The sequence below is a fragment of the Massilia sp. DWR3-1-1 genome (genome assembly GCF_049898325.1).
Taxonomy (GTDB): Bacteria; Pseudomonadota; Gammaproteobacteria; order Burkholderiales; family Burkholderiaceae_D; genus JAFCUW01.
The window spans coordinates 11,302-31,424 of record NZ_JAFCXL010000007.1 but is presented as its reverse complement, the minus strand read 5'-3'; the positions used below and the strand labels follow the sequence as shown (position 1 = coordinate 31,424).

20 protein-coding genes are annotated in these 20,123 nt (G+C 66.8%); 10 read left to right on the top strand and 10 right to left on the bottom strand.

The window, feature by feature from the left end:
- Nucleotides 1–9 precede the first annotated feature (9 nt).
- The 6 genes from ACP7EY_RS09055 to ACP7EY_RS09030 all read right to left on the bottom strand — a co-directional run bounded on the left by ACP7EY_RS09055 (nucleotide 10) and on the right by ACP7EY_RS09030 (nucleotide 5,120).
- Nucleotides 10–219 (bottom strand): hypothetical protein, encoded by a 210-nt coding sequence (locus ACP7EY_RS09055; protein WP_426192625.1) that lies wholly within the window; start codon nucleotides 217–219, stop codon nucleotides 10–12.
- Nucleotides 220–294: 75 nt separating this feature from the next.
- Entirely contained in the window at nucleotides 295–1,266 is a 972-nt protein-coding gene (gene xerD, locus ACP7EY_RS09050) for a site-specific tyrosine recombinase XerD (RefSeq protein WP_426192623.1), read from the bottom strand.
- A complete protein-coding gene (locus ACP7EY_RS09045; protein ID WP_426192621.1) occupies nucleotides 1,239–1,793 on the bottom strand; it encodes a methylated-DNA--[protein]-cysteine S-methyltransferase in 555 nt (184 codons plus the stop codon). Before ACP7EY_RS09045 ends, xerD begins: the two co-directional genes overlap by 28 nt.
- A 337-nt stretch (nucleotides 1,794–2,130) precedes the next feature.
- Nucleotides 2,131–3,411, bottom strand: coding sequence for a TRAP transporter large permease (locus ACP7EY_RS09040; RefSeq protein WP_426192619.1), 1,281 nt, complete (start codon nucleotides 3,409–3,411; stop codon nucleotides 2,131–2,133).
- Nucleotides 3,408–3,977, bottom strand: a complete 570-nt coding sequence (locus tag ACP7EY_RS09035; RefSeq protein WP_426192617.1) for a TRAP transporter small permease — start codon at nucleotides 3,975–3,977, stop codon at nucleotides 3,408–3,410. Before ACP7EY_RS09035 ends, ACP7EY_RS09040 begins: the two co-directional genes overlap by 4 nt.
- A gap of 156 nt (nucleotides 3,978–4,133) precedes the next feature.
- Nucleotides 4,134–5,120, bottom strand: a complete 987-nt coding sequence (locus ACP7EY_RS09030) for a TRAP transporter substrate-binding protein (RefSeq protein WP_426192615.1) — start codon at nucleotides 5,118–5,120, stop codon at nucleotides 4,134–4,136.
- Nucleotides 5,121–5,281: 161 nt separating this feature from the next.
- Between ACP7EY_RS09030 and ACP7EY_RS09025 the strand changes: the two genes are divergently transcribed.
- Together ACP7EY_RS09025 and ACP7EY_RS09020 are read left to right on the top strand one after the other, a co-directional pair.
- Nucleotides 5,282–7,282, top strand: coding sequence for a PAS domain S-box protein (locus ACP7EY_RS09025; protein ID WP_426192613.1), 2,001 nt, complete (start codon nucleotides 5,282–5,284; stop codon nucleotides 7,280–7,282).
- Between the two features lie 43 nt (nucleotides 7,283–7,325).
- On the top strand, nucleotides 7,326–7,910 hold the full coding sequence (locus tag ACP7EY_RS09020; RefSeq protein WP_426192612.1) for a response regulator transcription factor: 585 nt from the start codon (nucleotides 7,326–7,328) through the stop codon (nucleotides 7,908–7,910).
- Nucleotides 7,911–7,921: 11 nt separating this feature from the next.
- Here the strand turns inward: ACP7EY_RS09020 and ACP7EY_RS09015 are convergent, their stop codons facing one another.
- Nucleotides 7,922–8,380 carry a hypothetical protein gene (locus tag ACP7EY_RS09015; protein WP_426192610.1) on the bottom strand — a complete coding sequence of 153 codons (459 nt, stop codon included), beginning with the start codon at nucleotides 8,378–8,380 and terminating at the stop codon, nucleotides 7,922–7,924.
- Nucleotides 8,381–8,617: 237 nt separating this feature from the next.
- Here ACP7EY_RS09015 and ACP7EY_RS09010 point away from each other — a divergent pair, with 237 nt between their 5' ends.
- A complete protein-coding gene (locus tag ACP7EY_RS09010) occupies nucleotides 8,618–8,992 on the top strand; it encodes a DUF3052 family protein (RefSeq protein ID WP_426192608.1) in 375 nt (124 codons plus the stop codon).
- Here ACP7EY_RS09010 and queG read toward each other — a convergent pair.
- Nucleotides 8,943–10,085 carry a tRNA epoxyqueuosine(34) reductase QueG gene (queG, locus tag ACP7EY_RS09005; RefSeq protein ID WP_426192606.1) on the bottom strand — a complete coding sequence of 381 codons (1,143 nt, stop codon included), beginning with the start codon at nucleotides 10,083–10,085 and terminating at the stop codon, nucleotides 8,943–8,945. The genes ACP7EY_RS09010 and queG overlap by 50 nt on opposite strands.
- Before the next feature lie 69 nt (nucleotides 10,086–10,154).
- Here queG and tsaE point away from each other — a divergent pair, with 69 nt between their 5' ends.
- From tsaE to ACP7EY_RS08990, 3 genes are read left to right on the top strand one after another with little or no spacing between them, the layout of a single operon-like run.
- Nucleotides 10,155–10,640 carry a tRNA (adenosine(37)-N6)-threonylcarbamoyltransferase complex ATPase subunit type 1 TsaE gene (gene tsaE / locus ACP7EY_RS09000; RefSeq protein WP_426192604.1) on the top strand — a complete coding sequence of 162 codons (486 nt, stop codon included), beginning with the start codon at nucleotides 10,155–10,157 and terminating at the stop codon, nucleotides 10,638–10,640.
- Complete coding sequence (locus tag ACP7EY_RS08995) at nucleotides 10,604–12,001, top strand: N-acetylmuramoyl-L-alanine amidase (RefSeq protein ID WP_426192602.1); 1,398 nt, start codon at nucleotides 10,604–10,606, stop codon at nucleotides 11,999–12,001. Before tsaE ends, ACP7EY_RS08995 begins: the two co-directional genes overlap by 37 nt.
- Before the next feature lie 2 nt (nucleotides 12,002–12,003).
- Nucleotides 12,004–12,813, top strand: a complete 810-nt coding sequence (locus ACP7EY_RS08990; RefSeq protein ID WP_426192600.1) for a D-hexose-6-phosphate mutarotase — start codon at nucleotides 12,004–12,006, stop codon at nucleotides 12,811–12,813.
- A gap of 12 nt (nucleotides 12,814–12,825) precedes the next feature.
- Here ACP7EY_RS08990 and ACP7EY_RS08985 read toward each other — a convergent pair whose 3' ends face one another.
- Nucleotides 12,826–13,956 carry a carbonic anhydrase gene (locus ACP7EY_RS08985; RefSeq protein WP_426192598.1) on the bottom strand — a complete coding sequence of 377 codons (1,131 nt, stop codon included), beginning with the start codon at nucleotides 13,954–13,956 and terminating at the stop codon, nucleotides 12,826–12,828.
- A gap of 102 nt (nucleotides 13,957–14,058) precedes the next feature.
- Nucleotides 14,059–14,706 carry a VTT domain-containing protein gene (locus ACP7EY_RS08980; protein ID WP_426192596.1) on the bottom strand — a complete coding sequence of 216 codons (648 nt, stop codon included), beginning with the start codon at nucleotides 14,704–14,706 and terminating at the stop codon, nucleotides 14,059–14,061.
- A 205-nt stretch (nucleotides 14,707–14,911) separates the two neighbouring features.
- On the opposite strand from ACP7EY_RS08980, the gene ACP7EY_RS08975 reads away from it, so the two are divergent.
- The 4 genes from ACP7EY_RS08975 to miaA all read left to right on the top strand — a co-directional run bounded on the left by ACP7EY_RS08975 (nucleotide 14,912) and on the right by miaA (nucleotide 20,048).
- Nucleotides 14,912–15,844, top strand: a complete 933-nt coding sequence (locus tag ACP7EY_RS08975) for a peptidylprolyl isomerase (RefSeq protein WP_426192594.1) — start codon at nucleotides 14,912–14,914, stop codon at nucleotides 15,842–15,844.
- Nucleotides 15,845–15,910: 66 nt separating this feature from the next.
- Nucleotides 15,911–17,836 (top strand): DNA mismatch repair endonuclease MutL, encoded by a 1,926-nt coding sequence (gene mutL, locus ACP7EY_RS08970; protein WP_426192592.1) that lies wholly within the window; start codon nucleotides 15,911–15,913, stop codon nucleotides 17,834–17,836.
- Entirely contained in the window at nucleotides 17,836–19,068 is a 1,233-nt protein-coding gene (locus ACP7EY_RS08965) for a multidrug effflux MFS transporter (RefSeq protein ID WP_426192590.1), read from the top strand. Before mutL ends, ACP7EY_RS08965 begins: the two co-directional genes overlap by 1 nt.
- Nucleotides 19,065–20,048: a tRNA (adenosine(37)-N6)-dimethylallyltransferase MiaA gene (gene miaA / locus ACP7EY_RS08960; protein ID WP_426192588.1), complete on the top strand. Its 984-nt coding sequence runs from the start codon at nucleotides 19,065–19,067 to the stop codon at nucleotides 20,046–20,048. Before ACP7EY_RS08965 ends, miaA begins: the two co-directional genes overlap by 4 nt.
- The last annotated feature ends 75 nt before the right edge of the window (nucleotides 20,049–20,123 follow it).

Genomic DNA, 20,123 nt, shown 5'->3' with positions numbered 1-20,123 from the left:
GCGGGCTGATTACATGGGGCTTTCTTCCTGCGGCGAAGCGCGCTCGACGTCGCCGTCGTGCTCGACGACGTCATCGTCGGCGCCTTCGTCGGGCTCGTTGTCAGCGCCCGGATTCGGATGCGATTTGGCCTCGGCCTTGCGTTTGGCCTTTTCATCGGCTTTCTTCTTTTTTTCCAGCTCGCGCTGCCGCTTTTCGTACGAAAAATTTGTTTTCGCCATGGATCACCTCTATTGTCTGAATTGAACTGGATATGCCGCCATTATGACGCATTATGCGCGCCGCATTTGAATTGCCTATGCACGTGGGTGATGCTGGGAGTGCAAGTGCTTGAGGCGCTCGCGCGCCACGTGGGTGTAAATTTGGGTAGTTGAAATATCGGCATGCCCGAGCAGCAGTTGCACGACCCGCAAATCGGCGCCATGGTTGAGCAAATGGGTGGCAAACGCATGGCGCAAGGTGTGCGGCGACAGGGGCCCGGCGATGTCGGCGCGGGCCGCGTGTTTTTTAATGAGCACCCAAAACATTTGCCGCGTCATGGCCCCTCCCCGCGCCGTGACAAACAGGGCGTCGTCGATCTGGCCGTCGAGAATGCGCCCGCGCGCCTCGGCCAGGTAGCGCCCGATCCACACGCGCGCCTCGTGGCCGAACGGCACCAGGCGCGTCTTGCTGCCCTTGCCCGTCACCCGCAACACGCCATCGTTCAAACTCAGTTCGACCAGTTTCAGGCCCACCAGTTCCGACACCCGCAGCCCGCTGGCATACATCAGTTCGAGCATCGTGCGCTCGCGCAAGCCCAAGGGCGTCGTCACGTCGGGGGCGCCCAGCAGGGCCTCCACCTGGCCCTCCGTCAGCGTGTGCACGAAGCGCTGGGGCTGCCGGGCGGAGGCCATGTTCAGGCAGGGGTCGGTGGCAACTTGATGGTTGCGCAGGGCCAGTTGATAGAAACGCTTGAGGACCGACAGGCGGCGGTTGGCCGAACTGGGTTTCGATTCGGCGTGGCGCTCGGCAAAGTACGCCGTCAGGTCGTGCGCGCCCACCTGCAGCAAGGTGGCGCAGGCGGGCCGGCGCACGGCCAGCCAGCGGGCGAACAGGCGCAGGTCGCGGCGGTAGGCTTCCAGCGAGGCCCTGGCCAAGCCCTGCTCGAGCCAGACGGTGTCGCAGAAGGCATCGATCAGGGCCAGGTTGGCCGCCGAGGCGGGCAACTCGGCAGGCGCGGCGGCCACGGTGGCGGGCGCGCTCACGGCCACATGGCCTGCTGCTGCCATGGCGTGCCGCCCGCCGCGGCGCCTTCGTGGGTGAGCAGCCAGCGTTTCACGCCCAGGTGAAAACCGTGCTCGTCGTCGTGCTGGGCAAAGCCGCCCAGGCCGGCGGCGGCGGTGACGCGGTGGCACGGTATGAGTAGGGGAAACCAGTTGGCGCCGCAGGCCTGGCCCACCGCCCGCGGCGCCGAGCCGATGGCGCGGGCCACCTGGCCGTAGGTGCGCACGCTGCCACGGGGAATGGCGCTGATGGCGGCCCAGACGCGCTGCTGGAAGGCGCTGCCGACGGCGGCCAGCGGCAAGTCAAAGGTGAAATCGGCGTCCGCCAGGTAGCGCGCCACCTGTCCCGCGGCACGTTCGGCGGTGGCGTCGACGGCGTCCTGCGCACCAAAATGGGGCGGCAGATAGACCAGTTCGCACACCTGCTCCGCAGCGGTGCGAATGCCGATGGCACCGAACGGCGCCTCGACGATCGCGCTGAACAGGGCGCTGGCAGGCGCGGGTGGACGGGTGGGGGCGGAGGAAGCGTGCATGGTATCGAGTGTAGCGCATCGGCGCGCCGAAAAAAGGGCGGCGGCCGCTGTGCAGCGACGAAGCAGCGAAGAAAAAATGGCGAAAAAAAACGCACCCTGCGGTGCGTTCTAAGTGTGGTCACGTTCCCGGCCGTTTGGTCAATGCCAACGACATTCTGTAAAACGTGGGTCTCCTCGATATTTCTCCGGTATGGACTACCGTGCTTTTATCACTACTCCCCAAAATCTGTATTCGTTATCTTGCACCGCACCATTGTGGTGCCTGTAAAGCGGAGCAATCATAACGCAAATATTTCATGAACAGCGTGGTTTTTTTAGCACGGTCCTTGGTTTATTTTTACTTGTAGATCAAATTCGGCAACCACAGTGAAATCTGTGGTACGTAAGTGATGAGCACCAGGAAACCGAGCATGGTGAACAGCCACGGCATGACCGCCACCGTCAGCTCCGAGATGCCCATCTTGGTGATGCCGGACGCCACGTACAGGTTCAGGCCCACCGGTGGATGGCACATGCCGACCTCCATGTTGACGACGATCAGGATACCGAAGTGGACCGGATCGATGCCCAGTTTCATCGCCACCGGGAACAGGATCGGTGCCATGATCAGCACGATCGACGACGGCTCCATGAAGTTGCCGGCGATGAGCAGCAGGATGTTGACCACCAGCAGGAAGCCGACCACGCCCAGGCCCTGGTTGGAAATCCAGTCGGCCATGCCCTGCGGGATGTTTTCGCTGGTCATGAGGAAAGAAAACAGCACGGCGTTGGTGATGATGTAGAGCAGCATGGCCGACATCGCCGCCGAGTCCAGCAGTACCTTGGCCACTTGCTTGAGCTTCAAGTCCTTGTAGACGAACACGGAAATGATGAAGGCGTACACGGCCGCCATCGCCGCCGCTTCGGTGGGCGTGAAGGCGCCCGAATAAATCCCGCCCATCACGATGACGATCAGCAGCAGGCCCCAGGCGCTGCGGCGAAACGCCACCCAGCGCTCAAGCCAGGTGGCCTTGACCATGCGCGGGTAGTTGTGTTTCTTCGCCAGGAACCAGGTGGTCAAGCCCAGCAGGAAGGCCAGCATCAGGCCCGGCACCACGCCGGCCATGAACAGCTGGCCCACCGAGGTATTGGTGGTAACCGAATACATCACCATCACGATCGACGGCGGAATCAGGATGCCCAGCGCGCCCGAGGTGGTGATGACGCCGGCGCCGAAGCGGGGCGGGTAGCCCTGCTTGATCATGGCCGGCAGGATGATCGAGCCGATCGCCACCACGGTGGCGGGGCTCGAACCGGAGACGGCGGCAAACAGGGCGCAGGCAAACACGCCGGCCAGCGCCAGGCCGCCGTGGAAGTGGCCCACCATCGAGGTGGCGAAATTGATCATGCGCCGGGCGACGCCACCGTGCGTGAGGAAATTACCCGCAAGGATGAAGAACGGGATCGCCATGATCTCGAACTTTTCAATGCCCGTAAACAGTTTGAGCGCCACCGATTCGATCGGCACGCTGGTCATGGTAAACATGAAGGTGAGAACGGTCAGGCCCAGCGAAATGGAAATGGGCATGCCCGTGAGCATGAGCAGCAGCAGCAGGATGAAAATAATGGCGGCATTCATTTCTGCCCTCCCTTGACGTTGGCAACTTCCTCGTCGAGGCCTTCGACGAACGAATGGTCATGCTTGGGCAAGTCACCCGTGCGCAGGAAATGCACGAGCACTTGCAGGAATCGGAAACACATCAGGTAGGAGCCCAGCGGCACCGCCATATAGATGATCCACATGGGGATTTCCAGGTCGGCCGAGGTCTGGCCCGTGTCGGCCATGCGCGCCACGAACAGGGCGCCCAGGGTACCGACGATGCCGGTGAAGGTGGCGCCGGCGATCAGGCCGAAGCTGACGAACTTGGCGCGCCATGGCGGGCTCAGGCGGTTAATCAGGACGTCGATGCCCACGTGGATGCCGGTCCGCACGCCGTAGGCGGCGCCGAACTTGGCCATCCACACGAACATATAGATGCACAACTCCTGGGCCCAGCTGGTATTGATCTGGATGAGCGCATCCTGCAAACCGGGAATCGGCAAGCCGGACAGATAGCGGTGCACCACCGCCAGGAAAATGATGAAGGTCGCCGCGCCCATCAGGGTCGCAATGATCCATTCTTCGAGTCGATCGAGGAATTTCATAAGGTCTTTCAGAGAACAGGCGCGCGCGCGCCCACGGAGCGCCGACCCGCTGGGGGGGCTGGCGCCGACTGAGCGGCGCCGGGCGGGAACCCGGCGCCGAAAAACACCCCCGCCCGAGCGGGGGTCAGCGCGGCGCAGGCGCGCCGCGCAGCGGGCTTATTTCGCCGCTTCCTTGCTGATGGCGCCGATCAGATCCTTGCCGATGCGCCCTTCCATTTCCTTGTGCACGGGCAGCAGGGCCGTGCGCCACGCCGCCTGTTCGGCCGCCGTCAGGTCGTAGACCTGGGTCTTGCCGGTTTTCTTGATCGCCGCCATCGCCAGGTCATTGTCGCGCTGGGCAATGGCTTTTTCAAACGTGGTGGCGTCGGCCATCGCCTTCGACAGCTGGGTGCGGATATCGGCCGGCAAGCCGTCCCAGAATTTCTTGTTGACAATCACCGCATAGCCCAGGTAGCCATGGTTCGAGTTCGCCACAAATTTTTGCACTTCGTGCATTTTCTGGGTGTACAGGTTCGATGGCGGGTTCTCGGTGCCGTCGACCACGCCCGTTTGCAGCGCCTGGTAGACTTCCGAGAAGGCCAGCACCTGCGGGTTCGCGCCCAGCGCGCGCATTTGCGCGTCGAGCACTTTCGAGGCCTGGATGCGCATTTTCATGCCCTTGAAGTCGGCCGGGATGTTCATCTTCTTGTTCGACGACATGACCTTGAAACCGTTGTCCCAGTACGCCAGGCCGGTGATGCCCTTCGGCTCGAGCTTTTGCAGCATCTGCTTGCCGATCGGGCCTTCGGTGACGGCGTACAGGCCCTGCTTGCTGGGGAAAATATACGGCAGATCGAATACTTCGAACTCTTTCACGCCCAGCGGACCGAACTTGGCCAGCGACGGCGCCAGCATTTGCACGGCGCCCAGTTGCAGCGCTTCCAGTTCTTCCTTGTCCTTGTACAACTGGCTGTTCGGGTAGACTTCGACCTTGACGCGACCGCCCGTGTTTTTCTCGGCCAGCGCCTTGAAGCGCTCGGCAGCCTGGCCTTTCGGCGTGTCGGTGGCGACCACGTGGCTGAACTTGATGACGATGGGGGCTTGGGCAAAGGCGCCGAAGCTGACGGTGGCGGCCAGGGCGGCGACCAGGAAGCGAATTTTCATGCTGTCTCCTTGTGAATTTAAATTCTTATGTGTAAGGTCTTTTGCGTGAGTCTGCAATGCTTGCGCAAGACGTGCTATGAGGGTTTTCCACAGTAGATAAAAAGCAACACTTAATGCGAACGGCATCTTGACAAGCACCACGAAACCCTGAACGCTGCGCCATGCAAAAACTGTTGATCCGGGTCCGCCGTCACCTGCTGCCACCGCAACTGCGCTGGCCGCTGCGCTTCCTGCTGCCCGCCATGCTGGTGCTGCTGTTCATTGCCGTGCTGGTGTGGCTGCCCTGGCAGGCGCGCGAGATGGAAAGCAACGAGCGACAGGAGCAATTGATTGCCGACACCTTGTGGGTCGAGCAATCGCTACGCTTCGAGTTCAACCGTAGCGAGGAGGCGCTGGTGGGCCTGGGCAGCGAACTGGTGAGCCAGCCAGTGGCCACCGCCACCGTGCAGCTACGGCTGGCCCAGTTGATCAACAACGGCCACGAACTGCGCCGCATCCGCTGGCTCGATGCCAACGACGCGGTGCTGGCCGAGCGGGGCGCCGACCCGGCCGGTCCGACCGGCGCGGCGACCTTGCCGACGGTCTCGCGCAATGCCTGGGACTACGCGCGCGCCACCCGCAAGGGCCGTTACAGCGAGCCGTACAAGGGCGCCGCCGGCGGCCCCGCGGTGGTCGATTTTTATGCGCCGCTGTACCGTGGCGGTCACTATGCGGGCAGCCTGGTCGCCACCTACGACCTCAAGACCCTGCTCGATGAAACCGTGCCCTGGTGGTTCGCCCAGGACAACGCCATCAGCCTGATCGACCGCGACGACCGCCTGCTGGCGCGTCGCGTGGCGGCCGGTCCCGGGCGCGGGGTGTACACGCACAAGCGCGCGCTGGACCTGCCGGGCACCTCGATGACGCTGTCGACGGACAGCGTCAAGGGGCCGCCGCGCCTGCTGCCCAATCTGCTGGTGGGCTCGGTCATCGTGCTGGGGCTGGGCTTGTTGGCCTCGCTGGCGGCGCTGTGGCGCCACATTGCGCGCCGGCTGCTCGCCGAAGGGGCGCTGCGCCAGCAGATGGCGTTTCGCACGGCAATGGAAAATTCGCTGGTGACGGGTTTGCGCGCGCGCGACCTGGAAGGGCGCGTCACCTACGTCAACCCGGCCTTCTGCCAGATCGTCGGCCTGCCGCGCGAGGAACTGGTGGGCAAGGCGCCGCCGATGGCCTACTGGGCGCCGGAAGCGATGGCCGAGTACCAGCAGCGCTTCGCCGCCGTCCTGGCCGGCAACGTCACGCCCCAGTTCGAAACGATTTTTCAGCGCTCCGACGGGGTCCGCATTCCCGTGCTCATTTTCGAGGCGCCGCTGGTCGACAGCGACGGCCGCCAGACGGGCTGGATGGGGTCCATCCTGGACATTTCCGAACGCAAGAACGCCGAGGAGCTGGCGCGCCAGCAACAGGAAAAACTCAATGCCAGCGCCCGCCTGGCGACCATGGGCGAAATTTCGTCGATGCTGGCGCACGAACTCAATCAACCGCTGGCGGCCATTTCCAGCTACACGACGGGCGCGCTGAACCTGCTGCAGCGGGCCACCGACCAGCACACGGGGGTCGACGCGGCCTTGCTCAAGCCGGCCCTGGAGCAGGCCAGCACGCAAGCGCGGCGGGCCGGCCAGATCATCCGCAGCGTGCACGAGTTCGTCAAAAAACGGGAGCCGCAGCGCCAGGTGGTGCGCATGCACACGCTGGTCGAAGGCATCGCCACCCTGATCGAAATGCAGGCCAGCAAGCACTTCGTCAGCATCCACAACGACATCCCCGCCAGCCTGCCCGCCGTCAGCGCCGACCGCATGCTGCTCGAACAGGTGCTATTGAATTTAACGCGCAATGGCATCGAGGCGATGCAGGACGTGGCGCCCGAGCGGCGGGTCCTGAAAATCACCGGCGCCGTCGAGGCCGGCCAGGTGGTGGTGTCGGTGATCGACCAGGGCCACGGCATCGCGCCGGAAGTGGCCGAGCGGCTGTTTTCATCGTTCTTTTCCACCAAGGCCGAGGGCATGGGCATGGGCTTGTCGATTTGCCGCACAGCCATTGAATTTCATGGCGGCACGCTCACCCATTGCGACAACCCGGGCGGCGGTACCCGCTTCCGCTTTGCCCTGTCGGCGCAGGGGTAGGCTAAAATTGCTGCATAACTATTAGGTACGGAGACAACAAGCCATGCTGCATATCGTCGACGACGAGGACGTCATCCGTGACGCCCTCGCCTGGCTGGCCCAGTCGCGCGGCATCCAGGCGCGCGGTTACGCCAGCGCCCACCAGTTCCTCGAACAGGCCGCCGAGCGCTTCGACGCCGACGGCGACTGCGTGCTGCTCGACGTGCGCATGCCCGAGCTGAACGGCGTGGCCGTGTTCGACCAACTGGCCGCGCGCGACCTCACGCGCCGCATGCCCGTCATTTTCCTCACCGGCCATGGCGACGTGCCGATGGCGGTCGACACCCTCAAACGGGGCGCCTTCGATTTCTTCGAAAAGCCCTTCAACGACAACCAGCTGATGGACCGGGTGGAAGAAGCGCTGGCCCAGTCGCGCCAGGCGGGTGCGGGCGCGGCCGTGCAATTGCGCCTGGCTTCGCTGTCGGCGCGCGAACGGGAAGTGCTCGACCTGATCCTGGCGGGCAAGCTCAACAAGGTGGTGGCCGATGAACTGGGCATCAGCATGCGCACGGTGGAAGTGCACCGCGCGCATATTTTCGACAAGATGCAGGTCAAGACGGCGGTCGAGCTGGCCGGCCTGCTCAAGTAGACGCCCCTGCGCTAAAACATGTGGGGGCAGGCGCCGATCAGGGGGTCGCCCAGGTTCGCCTTGCCCTGGTCGCCCCGGTTCTTGTCCTGGTAGCGGATGCAAAAACTGGTCAGCAGGCCGGTGACCTTGTAAATTTTCCGTTGATCGTCGCCCGGCGGCGTGATGTCTTCGATCTTGGCTGCCTGGTACCAGCGGTTGGGCGCGGCAGCGTGGGCTTCTTCGATGCCCTTGGCCAGTTTTTCCATCTGCGAGGCAGTGCCGCTCAGCACCGTCGCCGGGCGTGCCCGCGACTGCCGGTTGGCCGGCAGTTCGGCCGCCGCCCGCAGTTTTTCCTGCTCGGCCGCCTCCTGCTGCGCGTCCTGCGTCGCCTGCAGGCGCGCCAGCCGCTTGAATTCGTCCAGGTCGATGGCGCCGGCATGGCTGGTGGCCAGGGCCAGGCCCAGCGCGGCGAACAGGCGGCCTGGTCTCATGTGCTGGCGCCGCGCAAGCAAGTGGTCATGGCTTCACCCTGAAAAGTCGTCAATATTGCCCATTCTGTCACGGTAGCGCCGTACGCTGCCATCAATACCGCGAAAGCACCGCCAGTCAATCCCGCTGGTATTGCCGCGCGCCATCAGCGGGGCGTGGCGGCGCTGCTCGTCGGCAGAAACTTGTAGAATCAGATTGTAAATGTGATCGATTAAATGGACCGAGCCGAGGGATCTCCCATGAGCGAAAAAACCGTTGCCGACAAGATGTTTCTGAAGAACGCCAAGTCGATCGCCGTGCTGGGCGGCGCCGCCCACCCGGGCATGGTGGCGCAGTTGCCGCAAGAACTGATCGACCAGGGCGACGGGCCAGCCGACGTCGTCGTGCTCATCGCCGTGAACCAGAAGCAGCTCGACGAATTCTTGCCGCAGGCGACACAGCGTCTGGGCGAGAAAGGCTCGCTGTGGATCGCCTACATGAAACAGAGCGCGCCCAAGGCCACCGACATCAACCGCGACACCATCAACGCCACCGCGCAACAGCATGGCATCACGGCGGTGGCGATCATTTCGGTCGATGCGGACTGGTCGGCGCTGCGCCTGAAGCGCCTGTAATGCCATGGCGTGCCAGCGCCCAGGCCACGTGCTCGCGCACCAGTGCCGACGGGTGGCCGGCGCGTGCCTGCAGGGCGGCCACCATGGCGGCATCGCCCCGCGCCTCGACGGCGCCATTGCCCAGCGCCACCGCAATATTGCGCAGCCACCGTTCGTGGCCGATGCGGCGGATCGGGCTGCCCTCCATGCGCCGCTCGAAGACCGCCTCGTCCCAGCCAAACAGGTCGACCAGGGTGGCGCTGCCCAGGTCGTTGCGTTCGTCGAAATCGGCCAGCACGGCGCGCTGGGCGAACTTGTTCCACGGGCAGGCCGTCTGGCAATCGTCGCAGCCGTAGATGCGGTTGCCGATCAGCGCGCGCAGGGGCTCGGGGATGGCGCCCTTGAGTTCGATGGTCAGGTACGAAATGCAGCGGCGCGCATCGAGCCGGCCGGGACCGAGGATGGCCTGGGTGGGGCAGACGTCGATGCAACTGCGGCACTGGCCGCAATGGGCGGCCACGGGCGCGTCGACGGGCAGCGGCAGGTCGACCAGGATTTCGCCCAAAAAAAACATCGAGCCGGCCTGCCGGTTGAGCAGCAAGGTGTGCTTGCCGCGCCAGCCCAGCCCCGCTTTTTGCGCCAGCGGCAACTCCATCACGGGCGCCGAGTCGGTAAACACGCGGTAGCCGAAGGGACCGATGGCAGCCTCGATGCGCGCGGCCAGTTGCTGCAGGCGGGCGCGCAAGACCTTGTGATAGTCGCGCCCCCGTGCATACAGCGACACCACCGCGGCGGACGGGTCGGCCAGGCGGGCCGCCTCGCGCGCACGCCAGTGGGCGGGGGTGGCGACGGGCAGATAATCCATGCGCGCGCTGATCACCCGCACGGTGCCCGGGAGCAGTTCGGCGGGGCGCGCGCGTTTACTGCCGTGGCTTGCCATATAATCCATCTCGCCGTGATGGCCCTGTTCCAGCCACGCCTGCAAGCCCGCTTCGGCCTGCGCCAGGTCGATGTCGGCGATCCCGACATCGGCAAAGCCGAGTTCCCGCCCCCAGGCCTTGATGGCGAGGGCGAGCTGCGGCAGTTCAAGTGGCGGCGCGGGTGGTGCGAGCATGGGGACGGATCGTAGGGCATTACTGGCAAAGGGGCGCGGCGCGCCACCATCAACCCACCATTTTATGCGATGCAGCACTTTACAGCCTACCTCCGCGACGACGACGCCACCACCGCCCTGGGCGCGGCCCTGGCCTGCGTGCTGGCGCCCGGCCTGGTCATCTACCTGCACGGCGACCTCGGCGCCGGCAAGACCGCCCTCACCCGCGCCCTGCTGCAGGCGGCCGGCCACGTCGGCAAGGTCAAAAGCCCCACCTACACCCTGTCCGAACCGTACCAGCTGACCATCGACGGCCGCGCCGTGCAGGCGATCCACTTCGACCTGTACCGCATGGGCAGCCCGGAAGAGTTTCTCGATGCGGGCTTTCGCGAAGAGTTTAATCAAGACAACATCTGCATCGTCGAATGGCCCGAAAAAGGCGCACCGGTGCTGCCGCCGCCCGACCTCGACGTATTTCTGCACGTGAAGGGCGAAGGCCGTGAGGTAGAATTGCAAGCGTTGTCCCACCTGGGTTCGCTATGCCTCGACCGCCTCTCCTTCGCACCGGCCCCGTGACCACGGACGCGCCGGCCGACCCGCCCCACCACCGCCAGCGCCATCGCCGCACCCTGCTCAAGGCGGGCGGCACGCTGCTGCTGTCGGTGCTGGCGCCGCTGCCGGCCATGGCCGCGCAGATCCTGGCCGTGCGCGTGTGGCCGGCCGCCGACTACACCCGCGTCACGCTGGAAAACGACACCGACCTGAAAGTGACGCACTTCGTGGTGCCCGATCCGCACCGGCTGGTGGTCGACATCGAGGGCCTCGAACTGAGTCCCACCTTGAAAACGCTGGTGGCCAAGGTGCAGTCGAACGACCCGTTCATCCGCCAGGTGCGGGTGGGCCAGAACCGGCCCAACGTGGTGCGGCTGGTGTTCGACCTGAAAGAGGAAATCCGCCCGCAGGTGTTTACGCTGGCCCCCGTCGGCGCCTACCAGCACCGGCTCATTTTCGACCTGTATCCCATCAAGCCGGCCGACCCGATCGCCGCCATGATCGAAAAGGGCGACTGGTCGCGCGACCCGGACGCCCCCGTCGGCGAAACCGCGGTGCGCCCGCCCCTGCCCGATCCGGTGGCCAGGCAGGCGTCGGAAATGCCGGCAATGGCGGTGGCCAGGCCGCCCGCGCCGGTGCTGCCCAAGCCGTCCGCGCGGCCCGAGCAAAAAGTGGCGCGCATGATCACCATCGCCCTCGACCCGGGCCACGGCGGCGAAGACCCGGGCGCCACGGGCGCCACCGGCACGCGCGAAAAAGACATCGTGCTGGCCATTGCCAAGCGCCTCAAGTTCAAGCTCGAAGAGCTGCCCAATATGCGCGTGATGCTCACGCGCGACGCCGATTTTTTCGTGCCCCTCAACCAGCGCGTGGAGAAGGCGAGAAAGGTGCAGGCCGACCTGTTCGTGTCGATCCACGCCGACGCCTTCGTCGAGCCATCGGCGCGCGGCTCGTCCGTGTTCGTGCTGTCCGAGAAGGGCGCCTCGTCGACGGCGGCGCGCTGGCTGGCCAACAAGGAAAACCTGGCCGACGCCATCGGCGGGGTCAATATCGGCACCCAGGACCGCCAGCTCGCCAGCGTGCTGCTGGACCTGTCGACGACGGCGCAGATCAACGACAGTCTCAAGCTGGGCAAGGCGGTGCTGGGCGAGATTGGCGGCATCGCCAAGCTGCACCGGGGCGCCGTCGAGCAGGCCGGTTTCGCCGTGCTCAAGGCGCCCGACATCCCGTCGATCCTGATCGAGACGGCCTTCATTTCCAACCCCGAGGAAGAAGCGCGCCTGAAAGACAACGGCTACCAGGACCAGATCGCCACGGCGATCGCGCGCGGCATCCGCCGCTATTTCGCCAACAATCCGCCACTGGCCAAGGGCCGCCTGACATAACCATGCACACCAACGCGATCACCCTCGGCCAGTTCGGCCAGCTGCCGGCGGTGCACATCGCCAGCGCCGACGGCGCCCGCGCCACCGTCACCCTGTTCGGCGCCCAGCTGGTGTCGTGGATCACGGCCGACGGCGCCGAGCAGCTGTTTTGTTCGGCGCGCTCGGCGCTCGACGGCAGCCGCGCCATCCGCGGCGGGGTGCCGGTGATTTTCCCCCAGTTTAATGAACGGGGGCCGATCATGCGCCATGGCTTTGCCCGCACCAGCACCTGGCGCCTGGTCGACAGCGGAGAAGACGACGACGGCAGCTTCGCCGTCTTCGCGCTGGCCACCGCCGACCTGGCCCCCGCGCCCGCCGCCGCATGGCCGCACGCCTTCTGCCTGCAGCTGCGAGTGGCGCTGCGCGGCGCGCACCTGGCGCTGACGCTGGAGGTGGACAATACGGGCGCGGCGCCCTTCGATTTCTCGGCGGCGCTGCACAGTTACCTGAAGGTGGCCGAGGTCGACGCGGTGCGCATCGACGGCGTGCGCGCGGACACGCTGCGCATTGGCGACGCGCTCGACGCCATCTACGGCGCAGTGGGCGACGTCACCGTGGCCGACGGCGCGCGCGTGCTGCACTCGGCGCAAAGCGGCTTTGTCGACGCGGTGGTGTGGAACCCGGGCCAGGCGGCCAGCGCCGCCATGGCCGACCTGGCTGCCGACGACTACCGCCACTTCGTGTGCGTCGAACCGGCCCTGATCGCCCCGTTCACGCTGGCCGCCGGCGCCCGCTGGCGCGGGCACAACCGGCTGGCGGTCAGCGCCGTCTGAGCGACGCTTAATTCAGTTCGATTCCTTCACCACGCGCCCGCCACCGGGCTGGACCGGCCGTGCATTCAAGGGGTACAGGCGGCTAAACAGCGCCATCTGCGCCGGCGAGGCCGGCATCGGCTGCTTCATCACCAGCCACAAGACCCCTTCCGTGCAAGGCGGCTGGGTGAGCGAGCCCATGAACGTAAAGTAGTCGCGTTTTTTCGGCAGGATGTCGTTGACGTCGAGCGCCACCACGGGCGTGACGGCCTGGTTTTTTTCCAGCGGCAGGTTGTTCCAGACGGTCTGGATCATGCCATTGGCCGCGCCCCGCTCGAGCAGCACGGCGACCACGGCGATGTTGCCTTCGCCATCCTTGTGCACCAGGTGCACCACCATTTCCGTGCCGCGGCCGTTGATCTTTTCTTCGGACGGGCGGTGAAAATGGAACTGCTGCAGTTCATAGGTGCGGTTCTGCACCGTGATGTAATTGCCCAGGCCCACCCCCACCTGGATCGTGTGGCCGTTGTCGATCACGTTGAAACCGGAGGAGCGGTAGTCGAAGGCGATCTGCTCGAGGTCCACCTTCATGCCGTCGCGCAGGTCGATCGGCGACTGGCGGTTGCCGGCGCCGCACTTGGTCCAGCCTGGATTGATCTTGCCCCAGTTGGCCGGACCGGTCTCGCCGTCGTAGGACCAGGTGTTGCTGTGGGCGAAAACCGGCGCGGCCGGCGTCGCCGCGGCCACGCTGGCCATCGCCACGGCATTGGCCTGCTCGCGCTGGCGCTGCAGTTCGGCCGTCTTCCTGGCTTTGGCGGCGGCGGCGGCGCGGCTGGCCTGGTTGGCGCGCATGGCGGCCAGGCGCACTTCGATCTTGGCCGACAGTTCCGCTTCCGACTCGCCTTCCTTGGCGCGCTGGGCGGCCAGCTGGGCGGCGGCGGTCTGCTTGACCACCACCGGGCCGGCCTTGCCCGAGTCGGCCTTGGCGTCGGCCTTGGCGTCCGGCTTGGCCGCGCCCGCCTTGGCCGCTTCGGCCGCCTTGGCCAGTTCGCCCTTGGGCGCTTCGGCCTTGGCGGGAGCGCCATGGGCGGCCGCCGGGGGATCGTTCGCTTGCGCGGCGCCGGCAGCCATACAACAAACAAACAGGGAAATCAGGGTGCGCATGGGGATCCAGAGAGTCACGTTACTCTGTGGATATCGGCGCGACTGGCCCAAAACTTGAGCCTGACGGCAACATTCGCGCCGATTTATTGCATGGACGGGGGATTAGCCGCGGCGCATCAATTTGCGGCTGAACTTCCACAAGCCCCCCAGCACGACGGGCACGACCGCCACCGCCACGCCGATCAGCACGATGGTGGTGAGGTGGTCGCGCACCATCGGGATATTGCCGAAGAAGTAGCCGGCGGTGACGAGCGAGACCACCCACAGCACGGCGCCGGTGATGTTGTAGAGCTGAAAGCGGGTGTGCGTCATGTCGGACACACCGGCCACGAAGGGCGCGAAGGTACGCACCACGGGCACGAAGCGCGCCAGGATGATGGTCTTGCCGCCGTGCTTTTCAAAAAATTCGTGGGTGCGGCGCAGGGCATCCTTGTTGAGCCAGCGGTAGTCGTGGGTGAACACGCGCTGGCCGATCGCCTCGCCGATATGGTAATTGAGGGTGTTGCCGGTGACGGCGGCGGTGACCAGGAGCGCCATCAGCAGCGGGTAGTTCATCTGGCCGGTGGCGCAGAAGGCGCCGGCGATGAACAGCAAGGTGTCGCCCGGAAAAAAGAACAGCACGACCAGGCCCGTCTCGCAAAAGATGATGGCAAACAGCACCGCGTAGACGTACACACCATATTGGGCGAGCAACATGCCCAGGGTTTTATCGACATGCAGAATCATGTCGAAAAATTGCATCAGATCCATAGTCATCCTAAAAAGGTAGCCGCGCATCATACCATCCCCACCAGCGCCGTATTGACCAGCGGGGGCCCGTTTGCCGGGATTATTTTCGCGACATCCGGTTTTCCAGGAGAACCTTGTTTTAGCGCATAGAAGGCCGGCCCACGGCAGCATTCCCATTACAATCTGTCCACGTCGGTTCGTTCTGTCCCTTACACCGGAGATTTGCATGCTTCCTGTTCGCCTGTACACCCTGCGCGCCGTGGGCGCCTGCATGCTGGCCCTGGCCGGCGCCGGCCACGCCGCCGAACTGCCCGCCAGGGCCACGCTGGCCGAGGTCATCGCCGCCTCGCCCGCCAGCGCCTGGCGCCCGCTCGACCCGGCCAACACGCTCTACATGGAGCTGCCGGGCGGGCGCGTGGTGATCGAACTGGCGCCCGTGTTCGCGCCGCGCCACGTGGCCAATATCCGCACGCTGGTGCGCGAGCGGTATTTCGACGGCCTGGCGGTGCTGCGCTCGCAGGACAACTGGGTGGTGCAGTGGGGCGACCCGAATGAGGCGCAGCCGAAGTCGCTGGGCACGGCGAGCGCCACCCTGCCCGGCGAATTTACCATTCCCCTGCGCAAGGACCGCCATTTCACCCGCCTGCGCGAGCGCGACGTCTACGCGGCGCAGGTGGGCCATTCGGCCGGCATGCCGTCGGCGCGCGACCCGGCCTCGAAGCAGGCCTGGCTGGCCCACTGCTACGGCATGGTGGGTGTGGGCCGCGACAGCGGCGCCGACAGCGGCAACGGCAGCGCCCTGTACGTGGTGATCGGGCACGGTCCGCGCCACCTCGACCGCAACATCACCGTGGTGGGCCGGGTGGTGGCCGGCATGGCGCTGCTGTCGACGGTGCCGCGGGGGCCGGGACCGATGGGCTTTTTCGACCAGCCGGGGCAACACGTGCCGATCGCCGCGCTGACCCTGGCCGCCGACGTGCCGGCGGCCGCCCGCAGCGCGCTCGAAGTGATGCGCACCGACAGCGCCACTTACCAGAAAGCGGTGGAAGCGCAGCGCAACCGGGGCGGGCCGTGGACCAAGGTGGCGGCCGGCCATATCGACCTGTGCAACGCGCCCATTCCCGTGCGCACGGTGGCCGCCGGCGCCGGCGCGCCCTGAGCCGGACGGGTTGACGGGGCGCTGCCAGGGCGCCGCCAGCGCCCGGGCACAGGCTATAATCGGGCCATGAACGCCGCCCTGTCTTCCGCCTCCCCAGATCCCGTCACGCCGCGCCCCATCCAGGCCCTGCCCGACCAGCTCATTTCGCAAATCGCCGCCGGTGAAGTGGTCGAGCGTCCCTCGGCGGTGGTCAAGGAGCTGCTCGAAAACGCCCTCGACGCGGGCGCCACGGCGATCACCGTGCGGCTCGAAGAAGGCGGCGTCAAGCGCATCGCCATCACCGACAACGGCCGCGGCATCGCCCCCGAGCAGTTGCCGCTGGCGCTGGCGCGCCACGCCACCTCGAAAATCGCCTCGCTGCACGACCTGGAAAACGTCGGCACGCTGGGCTTTCGGGGAGAAGCGCTCGCGTCGATCGCCTCGGTGGCGGCCGTCACCGTCACCTCGCGCACGGCCGACGCCCCGCACGCCTGGGAGCTGGTGGGCTCGCACCTGGGCCAGGTGGCGCCCTCGTCGGGGCCGCACGGCACCACCATCGACGTCCAGGACCTGTACTTCAATACCCCGGCGCGGCGCAAGTTCCTCAAGTCCGAGCAGACCGAATACGGCCATTGCGCCGAGGTGGTGCGGCGCATCGCGCTGGCCCGCCCCGACGTCGCTTTCAGCCTGACCCACAACGGCCGCACCATCGACCACTGGAAGATCGGCGCCATCGACAAGCGCAGCGCGCACATTCTCGGCAGCGATTTCGCCGAGGCGCGGCTGGCGCTGGACGAGTCGGCCGGCCCCTTGCGCCTGCACGGCTTCGCCGGCCTGCCGACGGCCTCGAAGGCGCGTGCGGACGGCCAGTTCTTTTATGTCAACGGGCGCTTCGTGCGCGACAAGCTGCTCATGCACGCGGTGCGCGCGGCCTACCAGGACGTGCTGCACGGCGACCGCTTTCCGTCCTACGTGCTGGCGCTCGACCTCGATCCGGCGCTGGTCGACGTCAACGTGCACCCGTCGAAAATCGAAGTGCGCTTTCGCGACAGCCGCGCGGTGCACCAGTTCGTTTTCCACGTGGTCCAGCGCGCGCTGGCGCAGACCTCGGCCACGGCGCACGGCAGCGTGCCGGCGCCGCTGCCGGCGGCCGATGTGGGCGGCGCGGTATCGGCCTCGAACGGGGGACCGTGGCGGCGCGAGCACGAGCAGACTTCGTTCGGGCCGCAGCTGTCGGGCACATTCTCGCCGTCGCCGTATGGGCCGGGCGAGCGCTATCAACCGGGGGTGGCGCAAACGGCGGCCGCGTATGGCGCGCTGTTCGATGGCGGCGGCGCTGGCGCTTCCGGCGAAGTTGCCGCGGCGCGCGCGCCGGTGACGCCGTATGCCGCGCCGGTGCCGTCGATGCCCAACGAAGACTACCCGCTGGGCTTCGCGCTGGCGCAGCTGCACGGCATCTACGTGCTGGCGCAAAACGCCCGGGGCATGGTGCTGGTCGACATGCACGCCGCCCACGAGCGCATCCTGTACGAACAATTAAAAACGGCGCTCGACGCCCAGGTGGACGGCCAGGACATGCAGGTGCAGGCGCTGCTGATCCCCGTCACTTTCTATGCCGACGCCATCGAGGTGGGCACGGCGCAGGAGCACCGCGCCACCTTGCAGGCGCTGGGCTTCGACATTGCCGCGCTCTCGCCCACCACGCTGGCGGTGCGCTCGGTGCCGGTGCTGCTCAAGGGCGCCGACGCGCAGACGCTGGCGCGCGACGTGCTGCGCGACGTGCGCGAATACGGCGGCTCGCGCGTGCTGATCGAGCGCCGCAACGAGCTGCTGGGCACCCTGGCCTGCCACACCGCCGTGCGCGCCAACCGCATGCTGTCGGTGCCGGAGATGAACGCGCTGCTGCGCCAGATGGAATCGACCGAGCGCGCCGACCAGTGCAACCACGGCCGCCCCACCTGGGTCCAGCTCGAAATCGCCGCGCTCGACAAGCTGTTCCTGCGCGGCCAGTGATGAAGCATCCCGCCGCCGCCCCGCAGATCACGCCGATCGCCGCCTTCGCCCACGCCCCCGTGCTGCTGCTCATCATCGGTTTCCTGATGCTGCAGCCCCTGTCGACCGACCTGTACCTGGCCTCCCTGCCCGGCCTGGCCAGCGCCTTCCAGGTGCCCGCCTCGACGGTGCAGCTGACGCTGTCGCTGTTCGTGGCCGGCTTCGGCGGCGCCCAGCTGGTGATCGGTCCCCTGTCGGACCGTTACGGCCGCCGTCCCGTGCTGCTGGCCGGCCTGGCGCTGTACGTCGTCGCCAGCCTGCTGTGCGCGGGCGCGCCCGGCATCGGCCTGCTGATCGTCGCCCGCTTCCTGCAGGCGCTGGGCTGCTGCTCGGCCATCATCATCGCCCGCGCCATCGTGCGCGACGCCTATGCGCCGGCCGACAGCGCGCGCGTGATCGCCCGCGCGTCGAGCTGGCTGTCGCTGGCGCCCCTGCTGGGGCCCATCGCCGGCTCCTACCTGCAAGTGAGTTTCGGCTGGCGCGCCGCCTTCCTTGCCCACGCCGTGCTGGGCGCCGCCCTGCTGCTGGCGGTGCTGCTGCGCCTGCCCGAGACGAACGTCCACAAGAATCCCCGCGCCACCGAGCTGGCGGGCCTGCTGGAAAACTACCGGCTGGTGCTGGGCGCGCGCGCCTTCTGGGCCAACGCCCTGCCTGGCGCGCTGTCGTACGGCGCCATTTTCGCCTTCATTTCCGGCTCCTCGCTGGTGCTCATTCGCGTGCTCGAGGTGCCCACCGCCTGGTTCGGCTACTGTTTTGCCTTCGGCGTGTCGGGCTACCTGGCCGGCACCTTGCTGTGCCGCCGCATGCTGGGCCAGCTGGGCCAGGCGCGCGCGCAGCGCATCGGCGGCGCCGCCTCGCTGGTGGCCGGGCTGCTGTTCCTGGCGGCGATTGGCGCCGGCCTCGCGCACTGGGCGCTGGTGGTGGCGGCGATGTTCGCCACCATGCTCGCCCACGGCATCAATTTCCCCATCTCCCAATCGGGCGCGGTGACGCCCTTCCCCCAGCAGGCAGGCACCGCCGCGGGCCTGATGGGGGCGCTGGCGATGTCGGTGGCCTTCGTGGTGGGCTCGGTGGTGGGCGCCACCTTCGACGGCACCTTGCGCCCGCTGGCCATGGTAGCGGCGGTGCTGGGCCTGGCCATCTTCGCGTCGGTGCGCCTGCTGGGCCACCGGGCCGACGCGGTGGGCGCATGAGCGCGCCCCGCATGGCGACGACGCACGCCGCGGCACCGCTGGCGGTGGCCATCATGGGGCCGACCGCGTCGGGCAAGACTGCCGCCGCGCTGGCCATTGCGGCGGCGCTGCCGGCCGAGATCATCTCGGTCGATTCGGCGCTGGTGTACCGCGGCATGGACATCGGCACGGCCAAGCCCAGCGCGCAGGAGCTGGCCAGTGTGCCGCACCACCTGATCGACATTCTCGACCCGCTCGACGCCTATTCGGTGGCCCAGTTCCGCCTTGACACCTTGCGCCTGGTGGCCGACATCAGCGCGCGCGGCAAGCTGGCGCTGCTGGTGGGCGGCACCATGATGTATTTCAAGGGCCTCAGCGAGGGCCTGGACGACCTGCCGACGGCCGACGTGGCCGTGCGTGCCCAGCTGGAAGCGGACGCCGCCCGGCTGGGCTGGCCGGCCCTGCATGCGCGCCTGGCCGAGGTGGACCCTGTGACGGCGGCGCGGCTGGCGCCGAACGACGCCCAGCGCATCAACCGGGCGCTGGAGATCTACCTCCTCAGTGGCAAGCCGATGTCGGCCTTGCTGTCGGGCCGCGGCAAGCTTGATTTGCCGTTCGCGCTGCTGCCGCTGGCGCTCGAGCCGTCCGACCGCGCCGTACTGCATGGCCGCATCGCCGCCCGTTTCGAGCAGATGCTGGGCCAGCGCGACGACGCCGGCCTGGTGGCCGAGGTGGCGACCCTGCGCGCGCGCGGCGACTTGCAGCCGAACTTGCCGTCGATGCGTTGCGTGGGCTACCGCCAGGCCTGGGAGTATCTCGACGGCGCCATCGACCGCCCCGCCCTGCGCGAGACGGGCATCATCGCCACCCGCCAGCTGGCCAAGCGCCAGTTGACGTGGCTGCGGGCGATGCCGGAGCGGGTGGTATTCGACTGCATCGGCACCGACCCCGCCCCGGCCATGCTGGCCCACATCGAGACCGCCATGACGGCGCGCCGGTAGGCGAAGAGCGCAGGTTTTAAAGAGTTGTGCGGGTATCCTTGACACATTCCCGCAAAATCTGGATAATGCCCGTCT